13 protein-coding genes, 1 tRNA gene and 7 pseudogenes are annotated in these 23556 nt (G+C 51.0%); 4 read left to right on the top strand and 17 right to left on the bottom strand.

The features are described 5' to 3' along the window. Window positions 1–64: 64 nt before the first annotated feature. Entirely contained in the window at window positions 65–1441 is a 1377-nt protein-coding gene (gene ffh / locus ATN88_RS04425; RefSeq protein ID WP_067412035.1) for a signal recognition particle protein, read from the bottom strand. 270 nt (window positions 1442–1711) lie between these two features. Here ffh and ATN88_RS04420 point away from each other — a divergent pair, with 270 nt between their 5' ends. The 3 genes from ATN88_RS04420 (at window position 1712) to ATN88_RS28130 (ending at window position 5391) form a co-directional block, all read left to right on the top strand. Beyond that, a complete protein-coding gene (locus ATN88_RS04420; protein ID WP_067412029.1) occupies window positions 1712–2509 on the top strand; it encodes a cytochrome C assembly family protein in 798 nt (265 codons plus the stop codon). A 90-nt stretch (window positions 2510–2599) separates the two neighbouring features. Next, complete coding sequence (locus tag ATN88_RS04415) at window positions 2600–3874, top strand: HlyC/CorC family transporter (RefSeq protein ID WP_067412025.1); 1275 nt, start codon at window positions 2600–2602, stop codon at window positions 3872–3874. A gap of 218 nt (window positions 3875–4092) precedes the next feature. Further along, the gene (locus tag ATN88_RS28130) at window positions 4093–5391 is read left to right on the top strand and encodes a methyl-accepting chemotaxis protein (RefSeq protein WP_067412082.1); all 1299 of its coding nucleotides are present in this window, start codon (window positions 4093–4095) and stop codon (window positions 5389–5391) included. Window positions 5392–5456: 65 nt separating this feature from the next. Here ATN88_RS28130 and ATN88_RS04405 read toward each other — a convergent pair. The 5 genes and pseudogenes from ATN88_RS04405 to ATN88_RS04385 all read right to left on the bottom strand — a co-directional run bounded on the left by ATN88_RS04405 (window position 5457) and on the right by ATN88_RS04385 (window position 10745). Further along, a pseudogene (locus ATN88_RS04405) lies at window positions 5457–6555 on the bottom strand (ABC transporter ATP-binding protein). Between the two features lie 5 nt (window positions 6556–6560). Beyond that, window positions 6561–7442, bottom strand: coding sequence for a carbohydrate ABC transporter permease (locus ATN88_RS04400; RefSeq protein ID WP_067412013.1), 882 nt, complete (start codon window positions 7440–7442; stop codon window positions 6561–6563). Then, complete coding sequence (locus ATN88_RS04395) at window positions 7429–8331, bottom strand: carbohydrate ABC transporter permease (protein WP_067412011.1); 903 nt, start codon at window positions 8329–8331, stop codon at window positions 7429–7431. Before ATN88_RS04395 ends, ATN88_RS04400 begins: the two co-directional genes overlap by 14 nt. Window positions 8332–8421: 90 nt before the next feature. Continuing rightward, window positions 8422–9667 (bottom strand): annotated as a pseudogene (locus ATN88_RS28800) (ABC transporter substrate-binding protein). A gap of 73 nt (window positions 9668–9740) precedes the next feature. Further along, entirely contained in the window at window positions 9741–10745 is a 1005-nt protein-coding gene (locus tag ATN88_RS04385; protein WP_067412080.1) for a LacI family DNA-binding transcriptional regulator, read from the bottom strand. 352 nt (window positions 10746–11097) lie between these two features. Between ATN88_RS04385 and ATN88_RS04380 the strand changes: the two are divergent. Continuing rightward, a pseudogene (locus ATN88_RS04380) lies at window positions 11098–12332 on the top strand (YbiU family protein). A 41-nt stretch (window positions 12333–12373) separates the two neighbouring features. Here the strand turns inward: ATN88_RS04380 and ATN88_RS04375 are convergent. From ATN88_RS04375 to ATN88_RS04330, 11 genes and pseudogenes are all read right to left on the bottom strand, one after another. Next, window positions 12374–12982, bottom strand: a complete 609-nt coding sequence (locus ATN88_RS04375) for a transglycosylase SLT domain-containing protein (RefSeq protein ID WP_067412009.1) — start codon at window positions 12980–12982, stop codon at window positions 12374–12376. 92 nt (window positions 12983–13074) lie between these two features. Next, window positions 13075–14627, bottom strand: a pseudogene (gene gshA, locus ATN88_RS04370) (glutamate--cysteine ligase). 133 nt (window positions 14628–14760) lie between these two features. After that, window positions 14761–17591, bottom strand: a pseudogene (locus ATN88_RS04365) (M16 family metallopeptidase). A gap of 65 nt (window positions 17592–17656) precedes the next feature. Further along, a pseudogene (locus ATN88_RS04360) lies at window positions 17657–18090 on the bottom strand (YqaA family protein). Next, entirely contained in the window at window positions 18077–18346 is a 270-nt protein-coding gene (locus ATN88_RS28125; protein WP_269748098.1) for an HAD-IA family hydrolase, read from the bottom strand. The pseudogene ATN88_RS04360 and the gene ATN88_RS28125 overlap by 14 nt, the downstream one beginning before the upstream one ends. Before the next feature lie 134 nt (window positions 18347–18480). Next, window positions 18481–18600, bottom strand: a pseudogene (locus ATN88_RS28120) (fructose-1-phosphate/6-phosphogluconate phosphatase); the annotation flags it as partial. A 62-nt stretch (window positions 18601–18662) separates the two neighbouring features. Continuing rightward, window positions 18663–19595, bottom strand: a complete 933-nt coding sequence (locus ATN88_RS04350; RefSeq protein WP_067412007.1) for an NADP-dependent oxidoreductase — start codon at window positions 19593–19595, stop codon at window positions 18663–18665. 103 nt (window positions 19596–19698) lie between these two features. Further along, window positions 19699–20829, bottom strand: coding sequence for a sodium ion-translocating decarboxylase subunit beta (locus ATN88_RS04345; RefSeq protein WP_067412002.1), 1131 nt, complete (start codon window positions 20827–20829; stop codon window positions 19699–19701). 10 nt (window positions 20830–20839) lie between these two features. After that, window positions 20840–22636: a sodium-extruding oxaloacetate decarboxylase subunit alpha gene (oadA, locus tag ATN88_RS04340; protein ID WP_067411995.1), complete on the bottom strand. Its 1797-nt coding sequence runs from the start codon at window positions 22634–22636 to the stop codon at window positions 20840–20842. Window positions 22637–22673: 37 nt separating this feature from the next. Further along, window positions 22674–22919, bottom strand: coding sequence for an oxaloacetate decarboxylase subunit gamma (locus ATN88_RS04335; protein WP_067411994.1), 246 nt, complete (start codon window positions 22917–22919; stop codon window positions 22674–22676). 440 nt (window positions 22920–23359) lie between these two features. Further along, window positions 23360–23436, bottom strand: a tRNA-Arg gene (locus tag ATN88_RS04330). Window positions 23437–23556: the final 120 nt, after the last annotated feature.

Genomic DNA, 23556 nt, shown 5'->3' with positions numbered 1-23556 from the left:
CCTTCGCTTTATGTTTTATTAGCGGGCGTTTACCCACCAAATTGAAAAGGGGTTAAGCGCGGTCTTAACGTGGGAACATGCCTCCGCCGCCACCCATGCCGCCCATCATGCCTTTCATATTGCGCATCATGTTCTTCATTCCGCCCTTCTGCATCTTCTTCATCATTTTCTGCATTTGGGTGAATTGCTTGAGTAGACGGTTAACGTCCTGAACCTGAGTACCTGAACCCGCCGCAATACGCTTCTTGCGAGAACCTTTGATCAGATCAGGGCGTGCACGTTCTTTTGGTGTCATAGAGTTGATGATCGCTTCCATCTGAACAAACATCTTGTCGTCCACTTGGTTTTTCACGTCATCCGGCAGATTCGACATACCTGGCAACTTGTCCAGCATGCCCATCATGCCACCCATGTTCTTCATTTGCTGAAGCTGGTCGCGGAAGTCCTGAAGGTCGAAACCTTTCTTCTCTTTGAACTTCTTCGCCAGTTGTTCCGCTTTCTCTTTATCTACGTTACGTTCTAGGTCTTCAATCAGTGACAGTACGTCACCCATGCCCAGAATTCGGCTTGCTACGCGATCAGGGTGGAACGGTTCCAGTGCGTCGGTTTTCTCACCCACACCCAAGAACTTGATTGGCTTGCCCGTAATGTGACGAACAGACAGTGCCGCACCACCACGTGCATCACCATCCACTTTCGTCAGAACCACACCGGTCAGCGGCAGTGCATCGTTGAATGCTTTCGCCGTGTTCGCCGCATCTTGACCTGTCATTGCATCAACAACGAACAGTGTCTCAACAGGGTTGATCGCAGCATGGACGTCTTTAATTTCGTCCATCATTGCTTCGTCGACGTGCAGGCGACCTGCGGTATCGACGATCACCACGTCGTAGAACTTCAGCTTACCATGTGCGACCGCTGCAGTAGCGATGTCGACAGGCTTTTGATCTGGCGTCGATGGAAAGAAATCGATACCCACATCGTTAGAAAGAGTTTCCAGCTGTTTGATCGCCGCAGGGCGATAAACGTCGGCAGACACCACCAGCACTTTCTTCTTGTGGCGCTCTTTAAGCATTTTACCCAGCTTACCGACGCTGGTTGTTTTACCTGCACCTTGCAGACCAGCCATCAGAACAACGGCTGGCGGCTGAGTGGTCAAATCCAAATCAGTGTTGGACTCACCCATGATCGCTTCAAGTTCAGATTGAACGATCTTGATGAACTCTTGACCCGGTGTCAGGCTTTTAGAGACTTCCAGACCCACTGCGCTTTCTTTTACTTTTTTGACGAAGTCGCGCACAACAGGCAGCGCAACGTCTGCTTCCAGAAGTGCCATACGCACTTCGCGCAGCGTGTCTTTAATATTGTCTTCGGTTAGACGTCCACGACCGCTAATGTTTTTTAGCGTTCGGGATAAACGATCCGTTAAGTTTTCAAACATGTCCTACTCGCTCTCTACGCGGCGACACCACTCAGCTCTGATGTTTGTCAGGTGGTAATAAACACAAAATTATGCCGATTATATCTTATTATCCGCTCCGCTTACATGATGGCTTTAATGATTGTTTTAAAGTGCATACGGCGATTTCACTGAGATTTGTAATGCGCGCCTCAGCTTCGAAGCAAAGTTTATTTCGCCATGAATAGCGACGCAGATTTGTGCGGGGTATACTGAACCCTTTCTTTTTTACTCAATGTTGTTGAAAGACACATGGATATTTTCATAGCCATATTGGCTGCAGTGCTGTATTTCTCTGCGCTATTACAGATTATTCCTGGGCTTTCTGGGCCGACTCAAATCCCGGCTAGAAACGTCTTTATTACTGCGTGTGGTGCATTGGGCCTTCATGCCTACTTGCTTGCCGACTTGATCCTGGCTGATGGCGGACAGAACCTCAGCATCTTGAATGTTGCCTCTTTAATTAGCTTTATCATCTCAGCCATCACCACTGGCTTGATGGTACGCATGCGCGTGTGGATATTGCTGCCAGTGGTCTACAGCTTTGCGGCGATTAACTTAACTGCCGCCACGCTCTTGCCCGGCGCATTTGTCACGCACCTTGAAGCCAATCCGCAGGTACTTATCCATATCTCATTGGCACTGTTCTCGTATTCAACATTGATGATCGCAACCCTTTATGCGATTCAATTGGCTTGGCTCGACCACCAGCTCAAAGCGAAAAAACGCATGGTGATGAACCCGAACCTGCCGCCGTTAATGGCCGTGGAACGTCAACTGTTCAACATCATCCTGATTGGTGAAATCCTGCTGACCTTAACCTTGCTAACTGGCGTGGCCTTCGTCCATGACATGATTGCACAAGGCAAAGCGCACAAAGCGGTTCTTTCTGCGATGGCGTGGGTGGTTTATGGCATTTTGCTGTGGGGACACTACCGCTCAGGCTGGCGTGGTAAGCGTGTTATTTGGGTAAGCATTGTTGGTGCCTTCCTGCTGACATTGGCTTACTTTGGTAGTCGCTTCGTGAAAGAGGTGATCATCGGGGCGTGACAACAATGTTGTATTTGCGCCATCAGGTTTGACAGAGTACAAACTTTTCGCCCTTAATTAGGGCTGAACTTTAAAAAAGGAATTTGAAATTTGGACGACATATCGACGGGAACGCTCGTTTCCCTTTTGGTATTGCTCATCGTCATCTCTGCGTACTTTTCCGGTTCTGAAACCGGAATGATGGCATTAAACCGCTACAGATTGAGACACCTTTCAAATCAAGGTCACAAGGGTGCCAAGCGTGTTGAAAAACTGCTTGAGCGCCCAGACAGGCTGATTGGCCTGATCCTCATCGGCAATAACCTCGTTAACATTCTCGCGTCCGCCATTGCCACCATTCTCGGCATGCGTCTTTACGGCGATCTCGGGGTTGCTATCGCCACAGGTGGCTTAACGCTTGTCGTCTTGGTCTTTGCAGAGGTCACACCAAAAACCATTGCTGCGCTGTATCCTGAACGCGTTTCCTACACCAGTTCATTGCTGCTTTCAGTATTAATGAAAGTGCTCTATCCGGTCGTATGGATGGTCAATGGCATCACCAATGGCTTCCTTCGCCTTGTGGGGCTGGGCAAAAACACTGACAACAAAGACCACCTCAGCTCAGAAGAGCTGCGCACTGTGGTTAATGAAGCCGGTAGCCTTATTCCTCGTCGCCACCAAGATATGCTCATCTCTATCCTTGAGCTTGAGGAAATCACGGTGAATGACATCATGGTGCCACGCAACGAAATCACCGGCATCAACGTCAATGATGACTGGAAAGCCATTCTTCGTCAGCTCACCCATGCGCCTCATGGCCGCATGGTGTTGTACCGCGACAACATAGATGAAGTCGTCGGCATGCTGCGAGTGCGCGAAGCCTATCGCGAAATGGTAGAGAACGAATTCACCAAAGAGCACCTGCTGCGTGCCGCCGACGAGGTCTACTATATTCCCGAAGGCACACCACTTAACGTGCAGATGTTGAAGTTCCAGCGCAATAAAGAACGTATTGGTCTGATTGTTGATGAATACGGCGACATCATTGGTCTGGTGACGCTGGAAGATATTCTCGAAGAGATCGTCGGTGAATTTACCACTTCCCTGTCGCCTAGCCTTGCAGAAGAAATCACGGCCTTGCCAGACGGCAGCTATATGATTGAAGGCAGTGCCAATATCCGTGATTTGAACAAGAGCCTGAACTGGGAACTTCCTACCGATGGCCCAAGAACATTGAACGGCCTCATTCTCGAACACCTTGAAGACATCCCCAACAGTGCGCTCAGCATTGAAGTGGAAGGTCACCAGATGGAAATTGTCGAAGTGGCAGAGAATATGGTCAAGCAAGTCAAAATCCTTCCCGTGCCAAAAGCCTCCAAGGCCTGACCCCAAATCGAAAACTAAAACACCAGTCAAAGACTGGTGTTTTATTTCATTCGTTGCGCCAAAAATTCGACTGGTAGCTCACGAGATTTAATCGTTCATTTGTAGGCAACGTCTCAATTATTAAACTATTTATTAATTAGGGAACATCTAATGATGCTGCTCTATTGCTCAATGAGTCGCTTAACCACACTTTGGGTTCACGTTTTAAGGGTAACAGCATGTTCAACGGCAAATTAAAAAAAGAATTAGAGTCTTTAAAGGAAGAAGGTATCCATAACAAAGCGGTATTGGATGCCATCAATAACAGTGTCGCCACCATCTATTTCACCCCTGAAGGCGTGGTTAAACACGCAAACGCGATTTTCCTCGGTGCGGTGGGTTTTTCACTGGAGCAATTGACAGGGAAGCACCATAGAGAGTTGTGTGACCCAGAGTATGGCCAAAGTGCAGAATACCAACGCTTTTGGGAACGCCTTCGCTCTGGTGAAGTGATCAGCGGCCAAGTCCCACGCTTGAACGCCAAAGGCGAGCGTCTGTGGTTGGAAGCCACTTACTTTCCTATCAAGGTCAATGGCGTTGTGACGGAAGTGATGAAGATTGCTGCCGATATCACGGCAGAAAAAGTGAAGCTCGATGACCAAGAAGCCGTATTTGAAGCACTCAACAAATCCATGGCGGTGATTGAGTTCCACCCAGACGGCACCATCATCAAAGCCAACGACAACTTCCTCGGCGCAGTGGGTTATACCCTTGACCAAATCCAAGGTAAGCACCACCGCATGTTCTGTCCCGACAAGTTCTATCAGGACAACCCTAACTTCTGGGGTGAGCTTGCCGCTGGTGATTTCAAAGGCGGACAATTTGAACGCAAAGACAGCATGGGCAATGTGCTTTGGCTTCGTGCGACCTACAACCCTGTGTTCGACAAAGCAGGTAATGTGGTGCGTGTCGTCAAGTTCGCCAACAACATCACGGAAAAAGTCACGCAAGAGCACGCGATCCGTGAAGCAGCACAAGTGGCTTACACCACGTCAGTGAAAACGGCAGAAATCGCGACCCGTGGGTCAGATGTGCTTGGTTCAACAGTCGCCACCTCGCAATCTATATCGGAGCAGGTGGTGGAAACGGCATCGTCTATTTCACAACTGAATGAACAGTCGAAAAGCATTGAAGCGATCGTTTCTACGATCAGTGACATTGCAGACCAAACCAACTTGCTGGCACTGAATGCCGCCATTGAGGCAGCCCGTGCCGGTGACCAAGGCCGTGGCTTTGCGGTGGTGGCCGATGAGGTGCGCCAACTTGCTGCGAGAACCAGCCAATCGACCTCTGAAATCGCAGACGTGGTGAAAAAGAACCGCGAGCTAACGTCAGAAGCCACCCGAAAGATGTCCAGCGTGTCAGAATCTGCAGGCAAAGGTACCCAGCAAATCTCCGAAGCCTCCGCAGTAATGGAAGAGATTCGCTCTGGGGCAGAGAATGTCGCTCAGACGGTATCAGGCCTCAACGTGGGCTAACGGCTATCGATAAAAAAGGGCACGCTTCGGCGTGCCCTTTTTGTTTGTCTATCTTGCACTGAATATCAGCGTATACGGCTGCCAGTTTTAGCATCAAACAGCACCAGCTTTTCAGGGTTAAACCAAGATGCGCCATATCACCCGCATTAAGCGCGGCGTTGGCAGGCATTCTTGCCACCACTTCCTTGCCGCCAAGCGATGTGATGACATAGGTATCCGCCCCAGTTGGCTCAGTGACATCGACTTTACACAGCAAGGTGTCTTCACCGTCTGCTTGTTCTGTGATGTCTTCTGGCCTTACGCCAAGGTTTACCGTTTGTCCTACGTAAGCACCTAGCTCAGCAAATCCCGTGTTAAATGCGATGGACTGGTGCGCACCATCAAAGCCTTCTAGCTCCAAGACGGTGCGATTGGCATCTGCTTCAATCACCTTGGCATCAATCAAGTTCATTGACGGGCTTCCCATAAAGGTCGCGACAAAGGTATTGGCCGGATCGTCATACACCTCAGCAGGCGAACCAAGCTGCTGCAACTCGCCGTCTTTCATCACCGCAATCTTGGTTGCCAGTGTCATGGCTTCAATCTGATCGTGAGTCACGTACACAATGGTGGCGTTTAAACGTTGATGGAGACGTTTAATCTCGGTACGCATATCAACACGAAGCTTGGCGTCTAAGTTTGATAGCGGCTCATCGAACAAAAATATTTTCGGGTCTCGTACCAAAGCACGCCCCATCGCCACACGCTGTCGCTGACCACCCGACAGTTGACCGGGTTTGCGACTCAGCAAATGTTCAATCTGCAACATGGCAGAGACTTCACCGATTTTTTTGTCGCGCTCTGGTTTAGGCACTTTACGCATTTCCAAACCAAAGGAGATGTTCTGCGACACAGTCATGTTGGGATACAGCGCGTATGACTGAAACACCATGCAATATCTCGGTCTGCCGGATGCAGGTCGTTAATCACGACATCCCCAATCGAAACTTGCCCATCACTAATACTGTCCAGCCCCGCAATCATGTTCAGCAGTGTGGACTTGCCGCAACCTGATGGTCCCACCAGCACCAGAAAATCACCATCGTCGATGGCAATGTCTATCCCTTTCAAAACTTCGATATGACCAAAGCGTTTTTTCACGTTATTGAGTGTCAAAGATGCCATTCAGATTATCCTTTTACTGAGCCTGCCATCAGACCGCGAACAAAGTAACGCCCTGCCAGGATATACACCAAGAGTGTCGGTAATGCTGCGATCATGGCTCCCGCCATGTGTACGTTGTATTCCTTCACACCGGTTGAAGAGTTCACCAAGTTATTGAGTGCCACCGTAATCGGTGCCGTGCTGCCCGACGAGAACGACGCACCAAACAGAAAGTCGTTCCAGATGTTGGTGAACTGCCAAATGATGGTGACCACAATGATGGGCCCCGAGCTTGGCAGTAAAATACGGAAGAACATTTGGAAGAAGCCCGCGCCGTCAATCATGGCTGCGCGAATAAGCTCACTCGGGAATGCTTCATAGTAGTTGCGGAAGAACAAGGTGGTGAAACCAAGGCCGTAGATGACATGCACCAAGACCAGCCCAGCGGTGGTGTTCGCTATCCCCAATGTGCCGAGCACCTGACTCATGGGCACCAACACCACCTGAAACGGGATGAAGCAGCCAAACAGCATGAGGCCGAACACCCATTTATGTCCGGGGAAACGCCACTTAGTCAGCACGTAACCGTTCAAAGCACCGAGGATCGTCGAGATCAGCACCCCAGGCACAGTGATCATAATGGAGTTGGAAAAATACCCGCTGATCCCTTCACATGTCAGGCCGATACACGCGGTTCCCCAAGCGGATATCCACGGCTCTACCGTCCAGACTTGCGGCAGCGCCAGCATGTTGCCCTGACGGATTTCATCCAGCTCTTTAAACGAGGTCACCAGCATGACGAAAAGCGGCAACAGGTACATGCAAGCAAACACAATCAAGGTGGTGTAAATCAACGCCCGCCAAAATTTCGCCCCTTGGAACGGCGATTTGTTATCAATGCTGTCCATGCTTAGGCTCCTTCAACTCGCTGTAGAGGTAAGGCACGATGATTGCCGCGATGGTCATCAGCATGATGATGGCACTGGCTGAGCCTACTGCCATTTGGTTTCGGGAGAAGGTGTACGAATACATGAAGGTGGCCGGAAGCTCGGTGGCATTACCCGGCCCGCCGCCAGTTAAGGCAATCACCAAGTCATAGCTTTTTATCGCCATGTGGGCGAGCACGATAAAGGCACTCAAAAACACAGGGCGCAACTGAGGGATGATGATCCGGCGGTACATCTGAAACGAAGATGCACCATCAAGCTGCGCAGCCTTGAGCATTTCACTGTCGATACCGCGTAAACCTGCCAAGAACATCGCCATGACAAACCCCGAGGTTTGCCAAACCCCCGCAATAACGACCGTGTATATCGCCATGTCGGGATTGATGAGCCAGTCAAAACTGAAACTCTCCCAACCAAACTCGTGCATGGTTTTTTCAAGGCCAAGGCCGGGATTTAAAAACCACTTCCAAGCCGTCCCTGTGACAATAAAGCTCAGTGCCATGGGATAGAGGAAAATCGGTCTTAACCCGCCTTCAATCCGTATTTTTTGGTCCAGCAAGATGGCAAGCAAAAGGCCTAGCGCACAACAAATCACGATGTAGAGAATGCCGAAAATGGCGAGGTTTTCGAGTGCGACCTGCCAGTTAAGGCTATTCCACAGTTTCTCGTAAGGGCGTGAGCCATCAAGGTTGTAGTTAGGCAGCATGCGCGATCGGCTGAATGAAATGTAGGTTGTCCAAGCAATGAAGCCATAGACAAAAAAGAGGATCAGCGCGAACGATGGGGCAATGACGATTTTTGGCAACAGTTGCTGCCAAAATTGCCGCGAGCTGTATTTTCCAGAGGCCATAGTTGATCCTTCAAACGGCGAGGTACGACTATCCGTAAGGTTGTCCAGCAAGACAAAGAGGAAGGGCGAATCCCTTCCTCTTATCGCTTGTTATTGTGCGTCTTGAACCGCTGCAACCAGTGCTTTAGTTGCTTGCTGCGAGTCCATGCCGCCATTGAAGTGGTTGGTCACCACATCATAAACGCCATTTTTCACTGCCGCTGGCGCTGCATGACCGTGAGCCATACTGCCCACAAGGGTGCCGTTTTTGTTTGCTTCAGCCAGGTCGGCCATGCCTTTCTTACCACACGCATCAAACGCTTCGTTAGAAACATCGGTACGCGCTGGCACTGAGCCTTTCACCACGTTGAACGCAGACTGGAACTCCGGCGACATGATGCTTTCGCCATCGCTTGCTGCGCTTTGGAATCGCCCACATCAAACATCACAAACTGGTCGGCGTTAAAGGTCACCATGCCTTGTGTGCCTGGCATGCGGAAACACAAGAAATCCTCGTTGGGTATTTTGCCCGCCTTGAGGAATTCCCCTTTCGCCCAGTCGCCCATGATTTGCATGCCCGCTTTGTCTTCAATCACCAACGCAGAGGCGAGGTTCCAATCACGGCCTGGGAAGTTCTTATCCACGTAGCCGCGAAGCTGCGACATACGGTCAAACACTTTCACCATGGTGTCCGAACCCAGTGCTTCTGGGTCTAAGTCAACCATGGCCTTCTTATAAAAGTCGATGCCACCTGTGGTCAGCACAACACCATCAAAAATGGTGGCGTCCTGCCAAGCTGGCCGCCGTGCGCGAGTGGGATATAACCCGCAGCTTTAAGTTTATCGAGCGTCGCAATCAGCTCGTCCCAGTTTTCAGGCTGCTTGGCACCGACTTCATCCAGCAATTTCTTGTTGGCCCAAATCCAGTTGGTGGAATGCACATTCACAGGCGCAGACACCCATTTGCCGTCGTATTTGGCAAACCCTTGCAGTGCACCCGGCACCACATCGTTCCAGCCTTCGGCATCAGCCACATTGTTCAGGTTTGCCACCACATCCTCTGCAGCCCAATCCTGAATATCAAAGCCGAGCATTTGCACCGCGGTAGGCGGATTGCCCGACGTAACACGAGCACGCAGTACCGTCATGGCGTTACCGCCACCGCCACCCGCAACAGGCATGTCCTGCCAGCCAATACCTTGTCCACCAAGGTCTTCTTTCAGAACATTGAGTGCGGCAGCCTCACCGCCAGATGTCCACCAATGCAGAACTTCTACGTCTTCTGCCTGAGCAACGGTTGCCGATAGCAGCAAAGTGCCTGCGAGGGGCAGGGTTTGCATCATGCCTGTTTTTTTCATGATTTTTGTCCCATCTCTGTCGTTGAACTGCGTTCCCGCAGTCTTCCATTCACACCGGGAAAACCTAGACTTGTCATCCAGCCCGTTCCCCCACGGAGCAGCACGAAGAACGCACCACCAGCTCCACACCAACTAAGGCACTTTCCGGCACGCTGTTGTTCTCTCGCCATTGCTGCAAACGCTCACATGCCACCCGACCAATGTCCTCAGCATTTACCCTGACTGTGGTAAGTGCTGGAGACATCAATCGGCTGTCCTCTAGGTCATCGAACCCGACAACCGCAATCTCTTTTCCTGGGGTGAGGCCGCGCTCCATTAAGGCGCTGTAGACCCCGTACGCCACCACATCGGTGAAACACATCACCGCCGTGATGCTGTTGTCACTGTCGAGAACGCGATGCAGTGCGACCTTTCCGCCTTCACGCTTGGTCGAACTCGGCACAATGTCTCCTGCCCGCACGGACAGTTGCGCCTCTTCCATTGCCTGAATAAACCCTTGTTTACGTTCCCGATAATCGGAAATCGTTTCTACCCCGCCTACAAAAGCAATGCGTTTGTGGCCAAGGCTGATCAGGTATTGTGTGGCGAGATAAACCCCTTTCACGTTATCCGGCATCACATAGGGCACATCACTGCCCGCCACGTCTCGCATTAAGCAGATCACTGGATGTTCTTGGGTCGCTAAACCCTTTAGCCATGCCGCTTCAGTCTCTGGTGCCGGCGTCATGAAATACCCCGCCACGTTGTGTTCGCGAAGTGAAGCAATCATGGTGGTTTGCCTTGCGACGCTTTCGTTGATATTCACCACCACAGGCATAAAACCGCGCCGTTCGAGCTCGGCCTCAAGTGCCATAATGACTTGCGCCAGATACGGGTTTGCCAAATCGTTCGCGACAATGGCGATAAGGTTCGACTCTCGGTTTCTCAGTGACGCCGCATCCCGGTTATAGACATAACCAAGTTGCTCTATGGCCTGATTCACCTTGGTCACCGTTTCGGCCTTTACACCATCACTTCCCCGCAGCACCAAGGACACTGTCGATTTCGACACACCCGCCACTTTTGCCACATCAACCACGGTAGCTTTTCGGCCTTCTGCGCCTCGTGAAGATTTGCGTTCTACCAATGGAAAACCCACCTTTCACTCACGAAATCAGGCCAAATGAAAAACAACCTTTTCAATTACAACTATATACGAGCCAAATCGCGATCTGATTAAAAAATAAACTGGAACGTTCCAGTAAACTTAGTATATTTGTGCGATAGAGGTTGCATTTTTGTTAGCAGTAAACCTCAAAACAAGGGATGGATCACGCCGACAGATTGCAGGTTTAGAATCGATATGCACTCCGATTCACTTATAAGGCCTGACGATTGCTATGCGATTGGCGTGTATGACTGAAAAGTGAGAAAACAGGTAGGAGGTTACTATGGCTCTCTCCACGGAAAACTTGCCGCAGCAGATCCGAGATTTTAAAGCCGCTCTAAAAGCGCAGGCTCCCGATTACAAGGCGCGCTTTGAGGACGTGACCAAAGCGATGGAAGCCGAAGTCGAGCGTATCAAAGAGGCTGAAAAATGCGGCTCAGCCATTCCTCAATTTGCGTATTCCGATATCGCTGAAAGCGGGTTTAGCGAAGCGCAAAAACAGCAGGTGCAAAGGGCGGGTTGTTGCATAATTCGCGACACGCTGCCAAGCGACGAAGTAACTGCCCACAACGAGAAACTCTCTCGCTATATCGTCGAAAATGGCTACTACGAACATGTGCCCACCGTGGAAGATAACTACTTCAGTCAATTAAAGTCAGATAAGCCACAGATCTTCGGGATTTACTGGTCTCCAGCACAAATTTGGGCTCGCCAACATCCCAATATGGCAAAGGCACGTCGTCACCTGAATCACCTATGGACTTGGCAAGATGGCGGTCATACCTATTTCAACCCAGATTTGGAAGCCAGCTACGCCGATCGCCTCAGACGCCGTGAGCCTGGCGATGCCACACTCGGCTTGTCTCCTCACGTCGATTCAGGTTCGGTGGAACGTTGGATAGAGCCACACTATCGCAAGGTCTACCACGATGTTTTCCAAGGTAATTGGCATGACTATCAAGCCTTTCATGGGGCTAACCGTATCGAGGTCGAAGAGTTCCCTTCCCCTGCGGTGTGCAGTGTATTTCGCACCTTTCAAGGCTGGGTCGCGTTAACGCCACAAGGCAAAGGTGATGGCACGCTGCAAATGGTGCCTTCTACCTCGCCATGCCTTATATGCTTCTGCGCGCCATTCAAGATGATGTGCCGGATGAGGATTTGTGTGGCGCGGCACCGGGGCGGGCACTGACGGTTTCGGCCCAATGGCATCCGCTGCTTTTAGAAGGTTTAGTCTCGATTCCCAAAATGAATCCGGGCGACACGGTCTGGTGGCATCCTGATACGATTCATGCCGTGGAGGACAAGCACAACGGTGATGGTTTCAGTAACGTCTTATTCATTGGTGCTGCACCGGATTGTGAGAAAAACAGACAGTTTCTGGTCAAGCAACGCCACGCTTTTTTGGCGGGTGAAAGCTGCCCGGACTTCGCCCCTGAACATCACGAGCGCACCTATTCAGGCCGTGCAACGGAAGCCGATTTGTCGCCATTGGGTCGACAGCAAATGGGCTTCGACTAAAACGAAAAAAGCACCGAGAAATCGGTGCTTTTTCACTGCGGTTAAAACGGCCACCAGCTGCGATTATCTTCGAGCTCGGCGCGACAGCTTCGTAGCTGACCGCCGTAGGTCTTGGCTTGACGGTCAACCTTTCTCGCCACTTGCATGACTTTGGGTTTGGACTTGTACGTACCGCGTTTAAACCCGCCACGTCCTTCATGATACGCAAGGTATTGGTTGTAAGCATCCCATTTGGAAATACCTAACTGACGCTGCGTTTCTGAGGTATACCAACCAATAAATTGCAGCGCATCGCCGAAGTCCGTGCGCGAACCACCGTTATTAGTCGCTTTCTGGTAATCAGACCATGCCGGGTCTTGCGCCTGTGCGTAACCATAAGCACTGCTTACGCGTCCCCACGGAATAAAGCCCAGCACATAGTCGCGCGGCGGCAAGGCATCATGGATGTAAGAGCTTTCTTGTTTTACAAACGCCATGGCAATGTGAATCGGCGTTCCCCAGTCGTCTTCCATATCAACCGCATCTTCATACCAGTCATCGTACTCGCGGAAAATGCTGCAGAGGTTATCGGGGTTTTTAGGTGGTGGCGTTGCACAACCTGACAACACCAATGGTGCCAGCACGAGCAGCCACTTGGGAGAAAAACGCATAACAGTCCCTAATGTTTTGACATGGATACGCAGATAAAAAAACAGGCCGGAGATACCGACCTGTCTGTCATTCTATGTGCGAAGGTATCTTATTAGAGCGATACACTATCACCAAAATACTCAGCCAGATACTGTTCAAAGCTGATAGCGTCGCCCTGCTCCACATCTTTTTGGCGCGACAAGCTCGCCGCACTTTCATCAATGAAAGCTTGCTCGGAGAACGCATCATAGCCACCGGTGGCAAACAGCTCTTTGTTTTGCGCCGCAATAGAAAGGCCCACTTTACCAATGCTTTCATTCGCAATGATTTGCTTCAGAAGGCGTGCAGACAAAGTTTTGTCTGGGTCTTCGAACCAACTCGACAGTTCACGACAGACCGACTGGTACTTGTCGCCACCGTAGGCTTTGTCCATCAGTACGGCCAGCTCAGCCAAATCAGCAAACACGCGCTTGCCCCATTCAGCTTGTGTCAGTTGCTCACCTTCACAACCAATCTGCAGCGTCAGGCCCGGCTTACGGCCTTCCAGAACAATCTTGTTCCAGTTTTCACGCCAGCATTGCAGTTCGCAATCTGTCATCGGCTCGGACTCAGACAACACACTCCAGGTCAGGAACAAATCCAAGAAGTAGGCTTGTGTTTCATCAATGCCCGTCGGGGTGAACGGGTTTACGTCCAAAGAACGCACTTCGATGTATTCCACACCACCACGTTCAAGGGCTTCTGACGGTTTTTCGCCGCTTTTCGCCACACGCTTAGCACGGATAGGTGCGTAGAGCTCGTTTTCAATCTGCAGCACATTGGCATTCAATTGACGGTAACCCGCGTCATCTTTCACACCGATCTTGGCGAAATCCGCCGACGGCGTACCGATCGCCGCACGCACACCCTGAAGGTATTGCTCAAGCTGTTAAAGCCAATCTTCAAACCGCTTTGCGCGCTGTTGGTGTAACCCAGATCGCTCAAACGCAACGACGTGGCGTAAGGCAGATAGCAGGTACCCTGGCCTATGGTTTTAAAATCCAGCGAGGAGTCGGTCTTCTTGATGAACGATCCACAAAGTGCCGGTGATGCACCAAACAGATACGGGATCATCCAACCGAAGCGGTAGTAATTTCGGATCAAACCAAAATAGGCATCGGAGATAGACTCCTGACGCGCATACGGTGTTTGATCGCCAAACAACTGCTGCCAAAAACGGTCAGAGAAAGAGAAGTTAAAGTGCACGCCAGAGATAATCTGCATCACACTGCCGTAGCGGTGCTTCAGGCCTTGGCGGTACAAGGTTTTCATGCGACCAACATTCGACGAACCATATTGGGCAAGCGTAATGTCGTCTTCTTGCGCCACGTAACATGGCATGGAAAGTGGCCACAGTGACTCACCGTCCATTGCACGGTACGTGAAGCGGTGAATATCCTGCAACTGAGTCAGCATTTCAGGCACTGAATGGCTTACTGGGGTAATGAACTCCAGCAACTGCTCTGCAAAATCAGTGGTGATCCATTTGTGGGTCAGGGCAGAGCCTAACGCCTCTGGATGTGCGGCAGACGACAGGGTTCCTTTCGGTGTAATACGTAGCGCTTCACGCTCCACACCACGTCCAATACCTGCTAGCGCTTCTGGATGCTCAGAAAACGCCGCCAACCTTTGGGTAAAACTAGTCAAGGCTGTACTCGTTTATATTTTTAAACAGTAAGATGGCTAAGCATAATCACTCTTTTCTGCAAAAGCCATCTCACTCTTTTTTAACTTTACCTAACTATCTGTAAAAAGTTATTCAATTCTCAATCAATAAACGTTTTACAGGCAGACCCAACGTCTTTAAGGACGGTTCAAGGGACGCTGCATCACCCACAACAATCACCTGATAGTCGTCTGGTTGGAACCATTTTTGCGACAACGCATCGAGGGTTTCTGTGTTAATGGATTCAATGATGGCTTTCTGCTGAGCCTTGTAATCAGACGGCAAATCATGGCGCATGATGTTTGCAATAAGACCGGCTTTGTCTCCCGGCGTTTCATAGCTCAGCGCATCTTTTTGTCCTACCGCCAGACGCAGGAATGACAGCTCATCATCCGTCATACCATGGGTGGCCATGTTGCCAAGCTCTTTGCGCATTTCTTTGACGGTATCCACCGTGCTGTTTGCGCGCACCTGAGCCTGAAACACAATGCGACCTGAATTGTCACCGCCAATCACATAACCGCCCGCCCCATAGGTGTAACCTTTGTCTTCACGAAGGTTTAGGTTCAATCGCGAGTTGAAGTTACCGGCAAGGTTAAAGTTCGCCAGTTGGGTTTTGAACATCTCTCCCGTTGCATCATAAGGCATGGCGTGGCGCACCATCTGTACCACACTTTGCGGCGCACCCGGTTTGTCTACCAGCCAAATTTGCGGTTTTGCGTACTGCTTCAACACGGCTTTTTCCGGTGCCTTTGCCTCGGGGCCTTTCCAACGGCTCAGACCATTGATTTTCGACAGCAGTGTTTGTTTGTCGATGTCGCCGACCGCAATTAGTCGGGCATCATCCGGCGTGTAGTTATTGGCGTAAAACGCTTTAACATCATCGAGCGTCAAGCTGCTTAACGTTTCTTTGGTGCCTTCAGAAGGCAACACATGCCAAGGGTCGCTGAACAACACTTCACGTCGTGCCTGACCCGCTTGCCATTGTGGCGTTTGGTGGCTGAATTGAATGCCTTCAATTGCCTGCTTCTTCAAGCGGTCAAAGTCTTCCTGACTGAAGCGCGGGTTAAACAGCATGTCACCGGCAATCATCAAGGTTTCACGAAGGTTCTTGGTCAGCGAAGACACGCTGACTGTCGTCCCTTTCGACGACGCACTGAAGCTCACGGTTGATCCCAAGCGATCCAACTCTGCGGCGATTTCCTCGCTGGTTTGATTGGTGGTGCCTTCCGCTATCAGATCGGCGGTTAAAGACGCCAAGCCATTCTTACCTTCCGGTTCCATCAAGCTGCCAGCAGGAATGATAAGGTGCATGGCGACGGTCGGCGTTTCGTCGGATACGGCACCGGTAATTTCGATGCCATTCCCAAGTTTGGAGTGATAAAGCTCCGGCACTTTAACCGTCACTGCCCCGCTTGGTGGTGGGACAATGTTTCTGTCGAATGTCTCTGGGGTTTCACGCATCGCGGTTTTTTCAGACGCGCTGTCATCGCGCTCTGCGCGCACTGGGGTGAAGTTTTGAGGTTCAGCTTCGAGTGCCTTTTTACCCGCAGGTACCACAGATACGTTGACCGACGGCTTGTGCCAGATGTAATCATCAAACGCTTGCTCAACGTCTTTGGTGGTCACATCATCCAAGTCTTTCAGCCATTGCCCCAAACGGTCTGGTTCACCATAGAAGGTCTCGTTGGACGCGAGCTGAGCCACCTTGCCATGCACGCTCTGTAAGCCAAATACTGCGCCCGCTTCGGCACTGCCTTTCACCTGCTCAAGGTCATCTTGTTTGATGCCGCGGGTTTGCAAGGTATCCAGCACATCCATCACGTCTTCACGAATGTCCGTCAGATCATCACCTTGATTGCCCAGCACATAAAGCTGGAAGTTACAGGCAAGCTCACCACAGTCTTGGTACGCACTTGCGCTCAGTGCTTTGCCCGGTTTCACCAAATCTTGGTAAAGCAGGCTGTTTCTGCCTTGCCCCAACACTGATGCCAGCATATCCAGTGCCAATCGCTCGTCAGCATCTGGGTATTCTGTCGGCCAGCTCATGACCAGCATAGGCTGTTGGATTTTATCTTCGAGTGTCACAAAGCGGTCGGCATCAATGGTCACAGGCCACTTGTCAGCCTTCTTCACTTTAGGACCTTCAGGAATATCCCCAAAGTATTTTTCTACCCATGCGAGGGTTTGAGGCACATTGATGTCCCCGCCGATAGTGAGCGTGGCATTGTTAGGGCCATACCAACGCAGGAAGAAGTCTTTCAGATCGTTGACGTCGACACTGTTGAGATCATCCACGTAACCAATAGTCGGCCAACTGTAAGGATGTTGCGGCGGGTACAAGGTTGCCGCAAGTGTTTCCTGAACCAGCCCATATGGACGGTTATCAAAGTTCTGCGCGCGCTCGTTTTTCACGGTATCGCGTTGAATTTCAAACTTGCGCTGAGAGACGGCATTGAGCAAGAAGCCCATGCGGTCGGACTCCAGCCACAGCATTTTTTCCAGCTCGTTGGCAGGCACGGTTTCGTAATAGTTGGTGCGATCACGATTGGTGGTGCCGTTTACGCTACCGCCTGATTCCGTCACCATTTTAAAGTGCTGTTGATCGCCAACATGCTCCGAGCCTTGGAACATCATGTGCTCAAAGAAATGTGCAAAACCAGATTTACCAGCCTCTTCACGGGCAGAGCCACGTGATAAGTCACATCGACATGCACCAAAGGATCGGACTTATCAGGATGCAGGATAACAGTCAGTCCGTTATCTAATGTGTATTTTTGGTAGGGGATCGCAGGGCCATTGCCTGCTGCTTTATGTTCTTCAACGAAGGTGACGCCTTCAGGTAGCGTCATAGTCGTGGAGGCTTGATACGCTCCACAGCCGGACAGTCCTAGCGCGACTGCCGTAAGAAAAAAGTAACGCACACGCTATCCTTCAAATTTCAATGACAACACGAGAGGAGATAGACCGTCTCGTGTTGTTTTAAGCTTCAAATACTGAGCAGTCCACGGGTGATCAGTGCCAACAGCAAATATCTCACGCCTTTTCCGAGCGCAATCAACAACCAGCACCAACGCTGCTTGAGACGAAGCCATCCCGCAGCGAGACACAAAGGGTCACCGATGATCGGCAACCAGCTCAGCAATAAGGTCCAATAGCCATACTTTTGCAGCCAGCTAATGGCCTTTTGACCATGTTTTTGCGACAGGGTTCGCTCTGGAATAAATCGACCAATCCAATAGTTGGTCATGCCGCCAAGCGTGTTACCTAATGTCGCGACAAGCACCAATATGGCGATGCCATAACTGCTTTCTTTGAGCAGGAAAATCAGATTGGCTTCTGAGCTCCCGGCAGCAAAGTGGCACTGAGAAAACCGGTTGAAAATAGAACCCACAGTGCCGAATCACCACTAATCCAATCCAACGTCTGTCACCCGTACATCAATGACATCCATTCCGCCTGCTACCGCGGCATCCACACCAAAATCGGCATCTTCAAACACCAGACATTTGCTTGGCGCAACATTCAAAAGCTCGGCACAGTGCAAGAAGGTGTCTGGAGCGGGTTTGTGTGCCTCGACGTGTTCAGCACCCACGACCACATCAAACAGCTCATACAGGCCGGCTTTTTTAAGCATGTCGGTCGCAAGGCCGGACATGGTGCCCGTTCCCACTGCCATCGGTTTTTGCCCGCATAGCGGCGCGCGACGTCGGCAAACGGCAGCACTTCTACGTATTTGTCGAGCAGACTGACAAAGTGTTCTGTTTTACGCTCCGCCAATACTTTTGGGTCAATATCCAGCCCAAAGTCTTCCACTAAGGATTTTGCCGTCAGCAGTGTTGGACTACCAAAACGGGTTAAGTACCACTCTTTGTCTACTTCAAAACCAAAATCTGACGCGGTTTGTTGCCAGGCACCAAAGTGTCCCGGCATGGAATCTATCAGCGTTCCATCCATATCAAAAATAAAGGCGTCATATTGGTCGTAACGACTCATCAAGGCATCTCCAGCAAGATTTTGCCGCGTGTGCGGCCAGATTGAATATCGACATGCGCCTGAACGCCTTGTTCAAGCGGATAAATTTTGGTGATTTCGACAAGTAAGGATTTGGCTTCAATGGCTGCTGTCAGCATATCGAGTTGCTGAGTGTTAGGCTTAACCAACATCCCCTGCGCTTCTATGCCTTTCTCTTTTGCGGCATCAATAATACGCGGGGCTGTGATTGTGGGTACCGTAACCACGCGACCGCCAGCCTTGACGCAAGCCAGTGCTGCTTCGCCCACATCACCGCCCATTAGGTCAATCAAGACATCGATGTCCTGTACCTGCGCATCCAACGCTTGGTCTCTGTAATCCAGCGCCGTTGCGCCTAATGAAGACACAAAGTCGGTATTGGCTGATGAACAGCTTGCGAACACTTCTGCGCCTTTGGCTTTACCAAGCTGAATCGCAATGTGGCCAACGCCACCGGCACCCGCAAGGACTAACACGCGATCGCCTGCTTGAACATCTGCAAGCTCCAATGCTTGCAGCGCAGTTAACCCTGCGACAGGCAGACATGCAGCTTGCTCAAAAGACACGCCATCTGGAATACGAGAAAGGGCATCAAGATCAGCGCAAAGGTATTGTCCATAACCGCCACCTTCAACGATGCGCCCAACAACACGATCACCTGCCTTGAACGCCCCCGCATCAGACACAATCGTGCCTGCCGCGTCAAAGCCCGGCACCCAAGGCAAACTGTCTTTGATTTTCTCCGCGCCCCAACCCAATCCCGCACGGGTTTTGGCATCAATTGGGTTCACGCCAGCAAACGCGACTTTCACCAAGGCTTGGTTGTCGTTTGGCGTTGGAACAGAAGTGTGTTGAAGCTTGAGGGTTTCAGGGCCACCAAATGCGGTGATAGCCAGTTGAAGGTTTTGAGACATACCTGTCGTCCTTACTTGCTCAGTGAGTGACGAACAGTGTCGATAAAAAAGGCGGAAGACTCAATGCCTTCCGCCTGTTTATTTTATTTCTGCGTAAATGGGGTTAGCCAACCAGTGCCAACAGTACACCGGCAGCTACTGCTGAGCCCAATACACCCGCTACGTTTGGTCCCATTGCGTGCATCAACAGGAAGTTTTGAGAGTTCGCCTCAAGACCTACCTTGTTCACAACACGCGCAGCCATCGGCACTGCCGATACGCCCGCGGCACCAATCAATGGGTTGATAGCATCTTTGCTGAACTTGTTCAGCAATTTCGCCATCAGAACACCTGCGCCGGTACCGATACTGAACGCAACCGCACCCAATACCAAGATACCCAGAGTTTCAAACTGCAGGAACTCGTTCGCTTGAAGCTTAGAACCAACAGCCAGACCCAAGAAGATGGTCACGATGTTGATCAGCTCGTTCTGCGCCGTGTTCGACAGACGGTCAACCACGCCACTCTCACGCATCAAGTTACCCAGACAGAACATACCGACCAGCGGCGTTGCTGAAGGCAGGAACAAGATTGCCATCATCAGAACGGCCAGCGGGAAGATGATCTTCTCGGTCTTCGAGACATGACGGAGCTGGTCCATCTTGATCTTGCGCTCTTCCGGCGTGGTCAGTGCTTTCATGATTGGCGGCTGGATGATTGGCACCAGTGCCATGTAGCTGTATGCCGCGACCGCGATCGCACCGAGCAAGTCTGGCGAGAGTCGGCTTGCCAAGAAGATCGCCGTTGGGCCATCTGCACCACCGATGATGGCGATAGACGCCGCATCAGCCAGTGTGAAGTCCATACCCGGGATCAGGTTCAACAAGATCGCGCCAAACAAGGTTGCGAAGATACCGAACTGCGCCGCCGCACCTAACAAAAGCGTACGAGGGTTAGCAATCAAGGCACCAAAATCGGTCATCGCGCCCACGCCCATGAAGATCAGGAGCGGGAAGATACCGGATTCAATACCCACGTAGTAGATGTAGTAAAGCACACCACCTGGCTCAGTGAAGCCCGCATTCGGGATGTTTGCCAACACTGCACCAAAACCAATCGGCAGCAACAGCAAGGGCTCAAAGCCCTTGCGAATTGCTAAGAAAAGTAGCACACAGCCGACGGTGATCATCACCAGCTGGCCAAAGTCAAAATTTGCCAGACCTGTTTCAGACCAGAGGATCAATAAACCTTCCATGTTTACCCTCTTACGCCAGGCTCATCAGTGGCGAACCAACAGTGACTGAATCACCCTCTTTCACCATGACATCTTGTACAACACCAGAGCGTGCAGCGCGGACTTCGGTTTCCATCTTCATCGCTTCAAGGATAAGCAGGACATCGCCTTCTTGAACTTCGTTGCCTTGTTTCGCAACCACTTTAAAGATGTTACCTGCCAGCGGTGCTGCAACCGCTTCCGCTGTGCCTGCCGTTGGTGCTGGCGCTGGAGCCGCAGCTGGAGATGCTGCTGCAGGCGTTACTGAGGTCAGTTCGCCTTGAGGACCAACCACCACATCATAGGTCTGGCCGTTCACCTGAACGCTGTACGCTTCGGTTGCGCCCGCTGCAGGTGCAGGAGCTGCCGCTTTCGGTGCTTCTGCCACTGGCGCAGGCTCTTTACCCGGTGCAGGTTCAAACGCGTCAGGGTTGCCACGGTTTTTCAGGAACTTCAGGCCCACTTGTGGGAACAGAGAATACGTCAGTACGTCATCGACTTGTGCTTCTGCCAGCAAGATGCCTTCTTCTTTTGACTTCGCGATCAGCTCGTCAGTCAGAATGTGCAGTTCAGGCTTAAGCAGATCCGCTGGACGGCAAGTGATCGCTTCACCACCGTCAAGCACACGTGCTTGCAGCTCTTGGTTTACGTCAGTCGGTGCTGCGCCGTATTCGCCTTTCAACACACCTGCTGTTTCTTTGGTGATGCTCTTGTAGCGCTCGCCCGTCAATACGTTGATAACCGCTTGGGTACCTACGATTTGAGACGTTGGCGTTACCAGAGGAATGAAGCCCAGATCTTCACGAACGCGCGGGATTTCTTGGAGTACTTCATCCATGCGATCCGCTGCGCCTTGCTCTTTGAGCTGGCTTTCCATGTTGGTCAGCATACCGCCTGGCACCTGTGCAATCAGAATGCGCGAGTCGATGCCTTTCAGTTGGCCTTCAAATTTCGCGTACTTCTTACGCACTTCACGGAAGTACGCCGCGATTGGCTCCAGCTTCTCAAGATCCAAGCCCGTATCGCGCTGAGCACCTTGCAGCATCGCCACCACGGTTTCAGTTGGCGTGTGACCGTAAGTCTGGCTCATTGACGAGATGGCGGTATCCAAAATATCGATACCCGCTTCTACCGCTTTCACCGCCGTTGCGGTAGAAAGGCCGGTTGTCGCGTGGCAGTGCAGTGCCAACGGAATGTCTGTTGACGCTTTGATGCGAGAGATCAGCTCTTCCGCTTCGTAAGGCTTGAGCAGGCCAGACATGTCTTTGATACACAGAGAATGGCAGCCAAGGTCTTCAAGACGCTTCGCCAGATCGGTCCATGTTTCCAGGGTATGATAAGGGCTGGTGGTATAAGAAAGCGTACCCTGGGCATGTGCACCGACTTTAACGGCTGCTTTGACTGCGCGTTCAAAGTTACGCACGTCATTCATTGCGTCGAAGATACGGAACACGTCCATACCGTTGGCGTGCGCACGCTCAACGAACTTATCGACAACGTCATCCGCGTAGTGGCGGTAACCCAATAGGTTCTGACCACGCAACAGCATTTGCATTGGGGTCTTCGGCATGGCTTTTTTCAGCTCACGCAGGCGTACCCATGGATCTTCGCCTAGGTAACGAATACACGCATCAAACGTTGCTCCGCCCCACGTTTCCAATGACCAGTAGCCGATATCGTCCAACGCTGCGGCGATCGGTAACATGTCATCAAGGCGCATACGTGTTGCAAATAATGATTGGTGCGCATCGCGCAAGACAACATCTGTTATAGCGAGTGGCTTAGACATACGACATAACTCCTTGTAATTGTATGTTTCGCATCAGCTAGCGCTGGCGACTACGGTATTTGTGCACTGCAGCGGAAATTGCTGCGATGGTTTCCCCCGGAATTTGCCCGCTCACGTTTCTTGAAGGCGTGGTTGTCGAGGCAGTTTGAGGCGGCAGTTCTTCAGGGACAAGCTTGGACATGAGTTTGACCAAGCCAATCAAAATGGTGAGAAAAATGAAAACCACCGCCATACCTGTGAGCATGAGCGCGGCAGCCTGCTGGAGTGTACTTCCCAGATCCATATCTTTGCTTCCTTTGCATCCTACTGACAAAACGAAAAGTTAAGTCAGTCCCGTCAATCTCGAAAATTGGGTGTGACTTTTTTTGAGATTTTACTTATTCATTTAAGTAGGTGGTCAAAATACTAACAAATGACAATGATGACAATCCTGTAATGTTCACGAATTGCGCCATTTTCGGCCTCTGACGCAATAAAAATACGCAATTGTTGCCAAGATGTTAATTTCGGTTTGAGGAATGGCTACTGGATTTGTTGCCAAAAAAACATGCTAAAAAATAGTGTTTTATTGTGTGGTTTATGGGTTTTTTTTGGGTTTATGCGATTGGAAAGTTCTGAGAACTGGCAAAACAATAGAAAAGAATTAGGGTATTGAAAAGGATGTGTTACAAAAAGTAAGGATTTATTCTTTTGAATTGCATGAACATGCAAAAGAAGAAGAAATGGCGCGACCGGGAGGATTCGAACCTCCGACCGCCTGGTTCGTAGCCAGGTACTCTATCCAGCTGAGCTACGGTCGCGCAGGCATGATTGAAATAGGCATCAATCGGGTTTGAAAGTGAAATGGCGCGACCGGGAGGATTCGAACCTCCGACCGCCTGGTTCGTAGCCAGGTACTCTATCCAGCTGAGCTACGGTCG

Origin of the sequence: Enterovibrio coralii, assembly GCF_001559595.1 — a bacterium.
Classification (GTDB): domain Bacteria; phylum Pseudomonadota; class Gammaproteobacteria; order Enterobacterales; family Vibrionaceae; genus Enterovibrio; species Enterovibrio coralii.
Note: the sequence above shows the minus strand (reverse complement) of the source record. Positions and strands in the feature narration are given on the sequence as shown.

Coding starts and splice junctions, on each gene's coding strand:
- ATN88_RS28125 (WP_269748098.1), bottom strand. CDS start 18,346: ATGGCAGTGGGAACGGGCACCATGTCCGGCCTTGCGACCGACATGCTT.
- ffh (WP_067412035.1), bottom strand. CDS start 1,441: ATGTTTGAAAACTTAACGGATCGTTTATCCCGAACGCTAAAAAACATT.
- oadA (WP_067411995.1), bottom strand. CDS start 22,636: ATGTCTAAGCCACTCGCTATAACAGATGTTGTCTTGCGCGATGCGCAC.
- ATN88_RS04400 (WP_067412013.1), bottom strand. CDS start 7,442: ATGGACAGCATTGATAACAAATCGCCGTTCCAAGGGGCGAAATTTTGG.
- ATN88_RS28130 (WP_067412082.1), top strand. CDS start 4,093: ATGTTCAACGGCAAATTAAAAAAAGAATTAGAGTCTTTAAAGGAAGAA.
- ATN88_RS04335 (WP_067411994.1), bottom strand. CDS start 22,919: ATGGATCTGGGAAGTACACTCCAGCAGGCTGCCGCGCTCATGCTCACA.
- ATN88_RS04420 (WP_067412029.1), top strand. CDS start 1,712: ATGGATATTTTCATAGCCATATTGGCTGCAGTGCTGTATTTCTCTGCG.
- ATN88_RS04350 (WP_067412007.1), bottom strand. CDS start 19,595: ATGTCTCAAAACCTTCAACTGGCTATCACCGCATTTGGTGGCCCTGAA.
- ATN88_RS04395 (WP_067412011.1), bottom strand. CDS start 8,331: ATGGCCTCTGGAAAATACAGCTCGCGGCAATTTTGGCAGCAACTGTTG.
- ATN88_RS04375 (WP_067412009.1), bottom strand. CDS start 12,982: ATGCGTTTTTCTCCCAAGTGGCTGCTCGTGCTGGCACCATTGGTGTTG.
- ATN88_RS04345 (WP_067412002.1), bottom strand. CDS start 20,829: ATGGAAGGTTTATTGATCCTCTGGTCTGAAACAGGTCTGGCAAATTTT.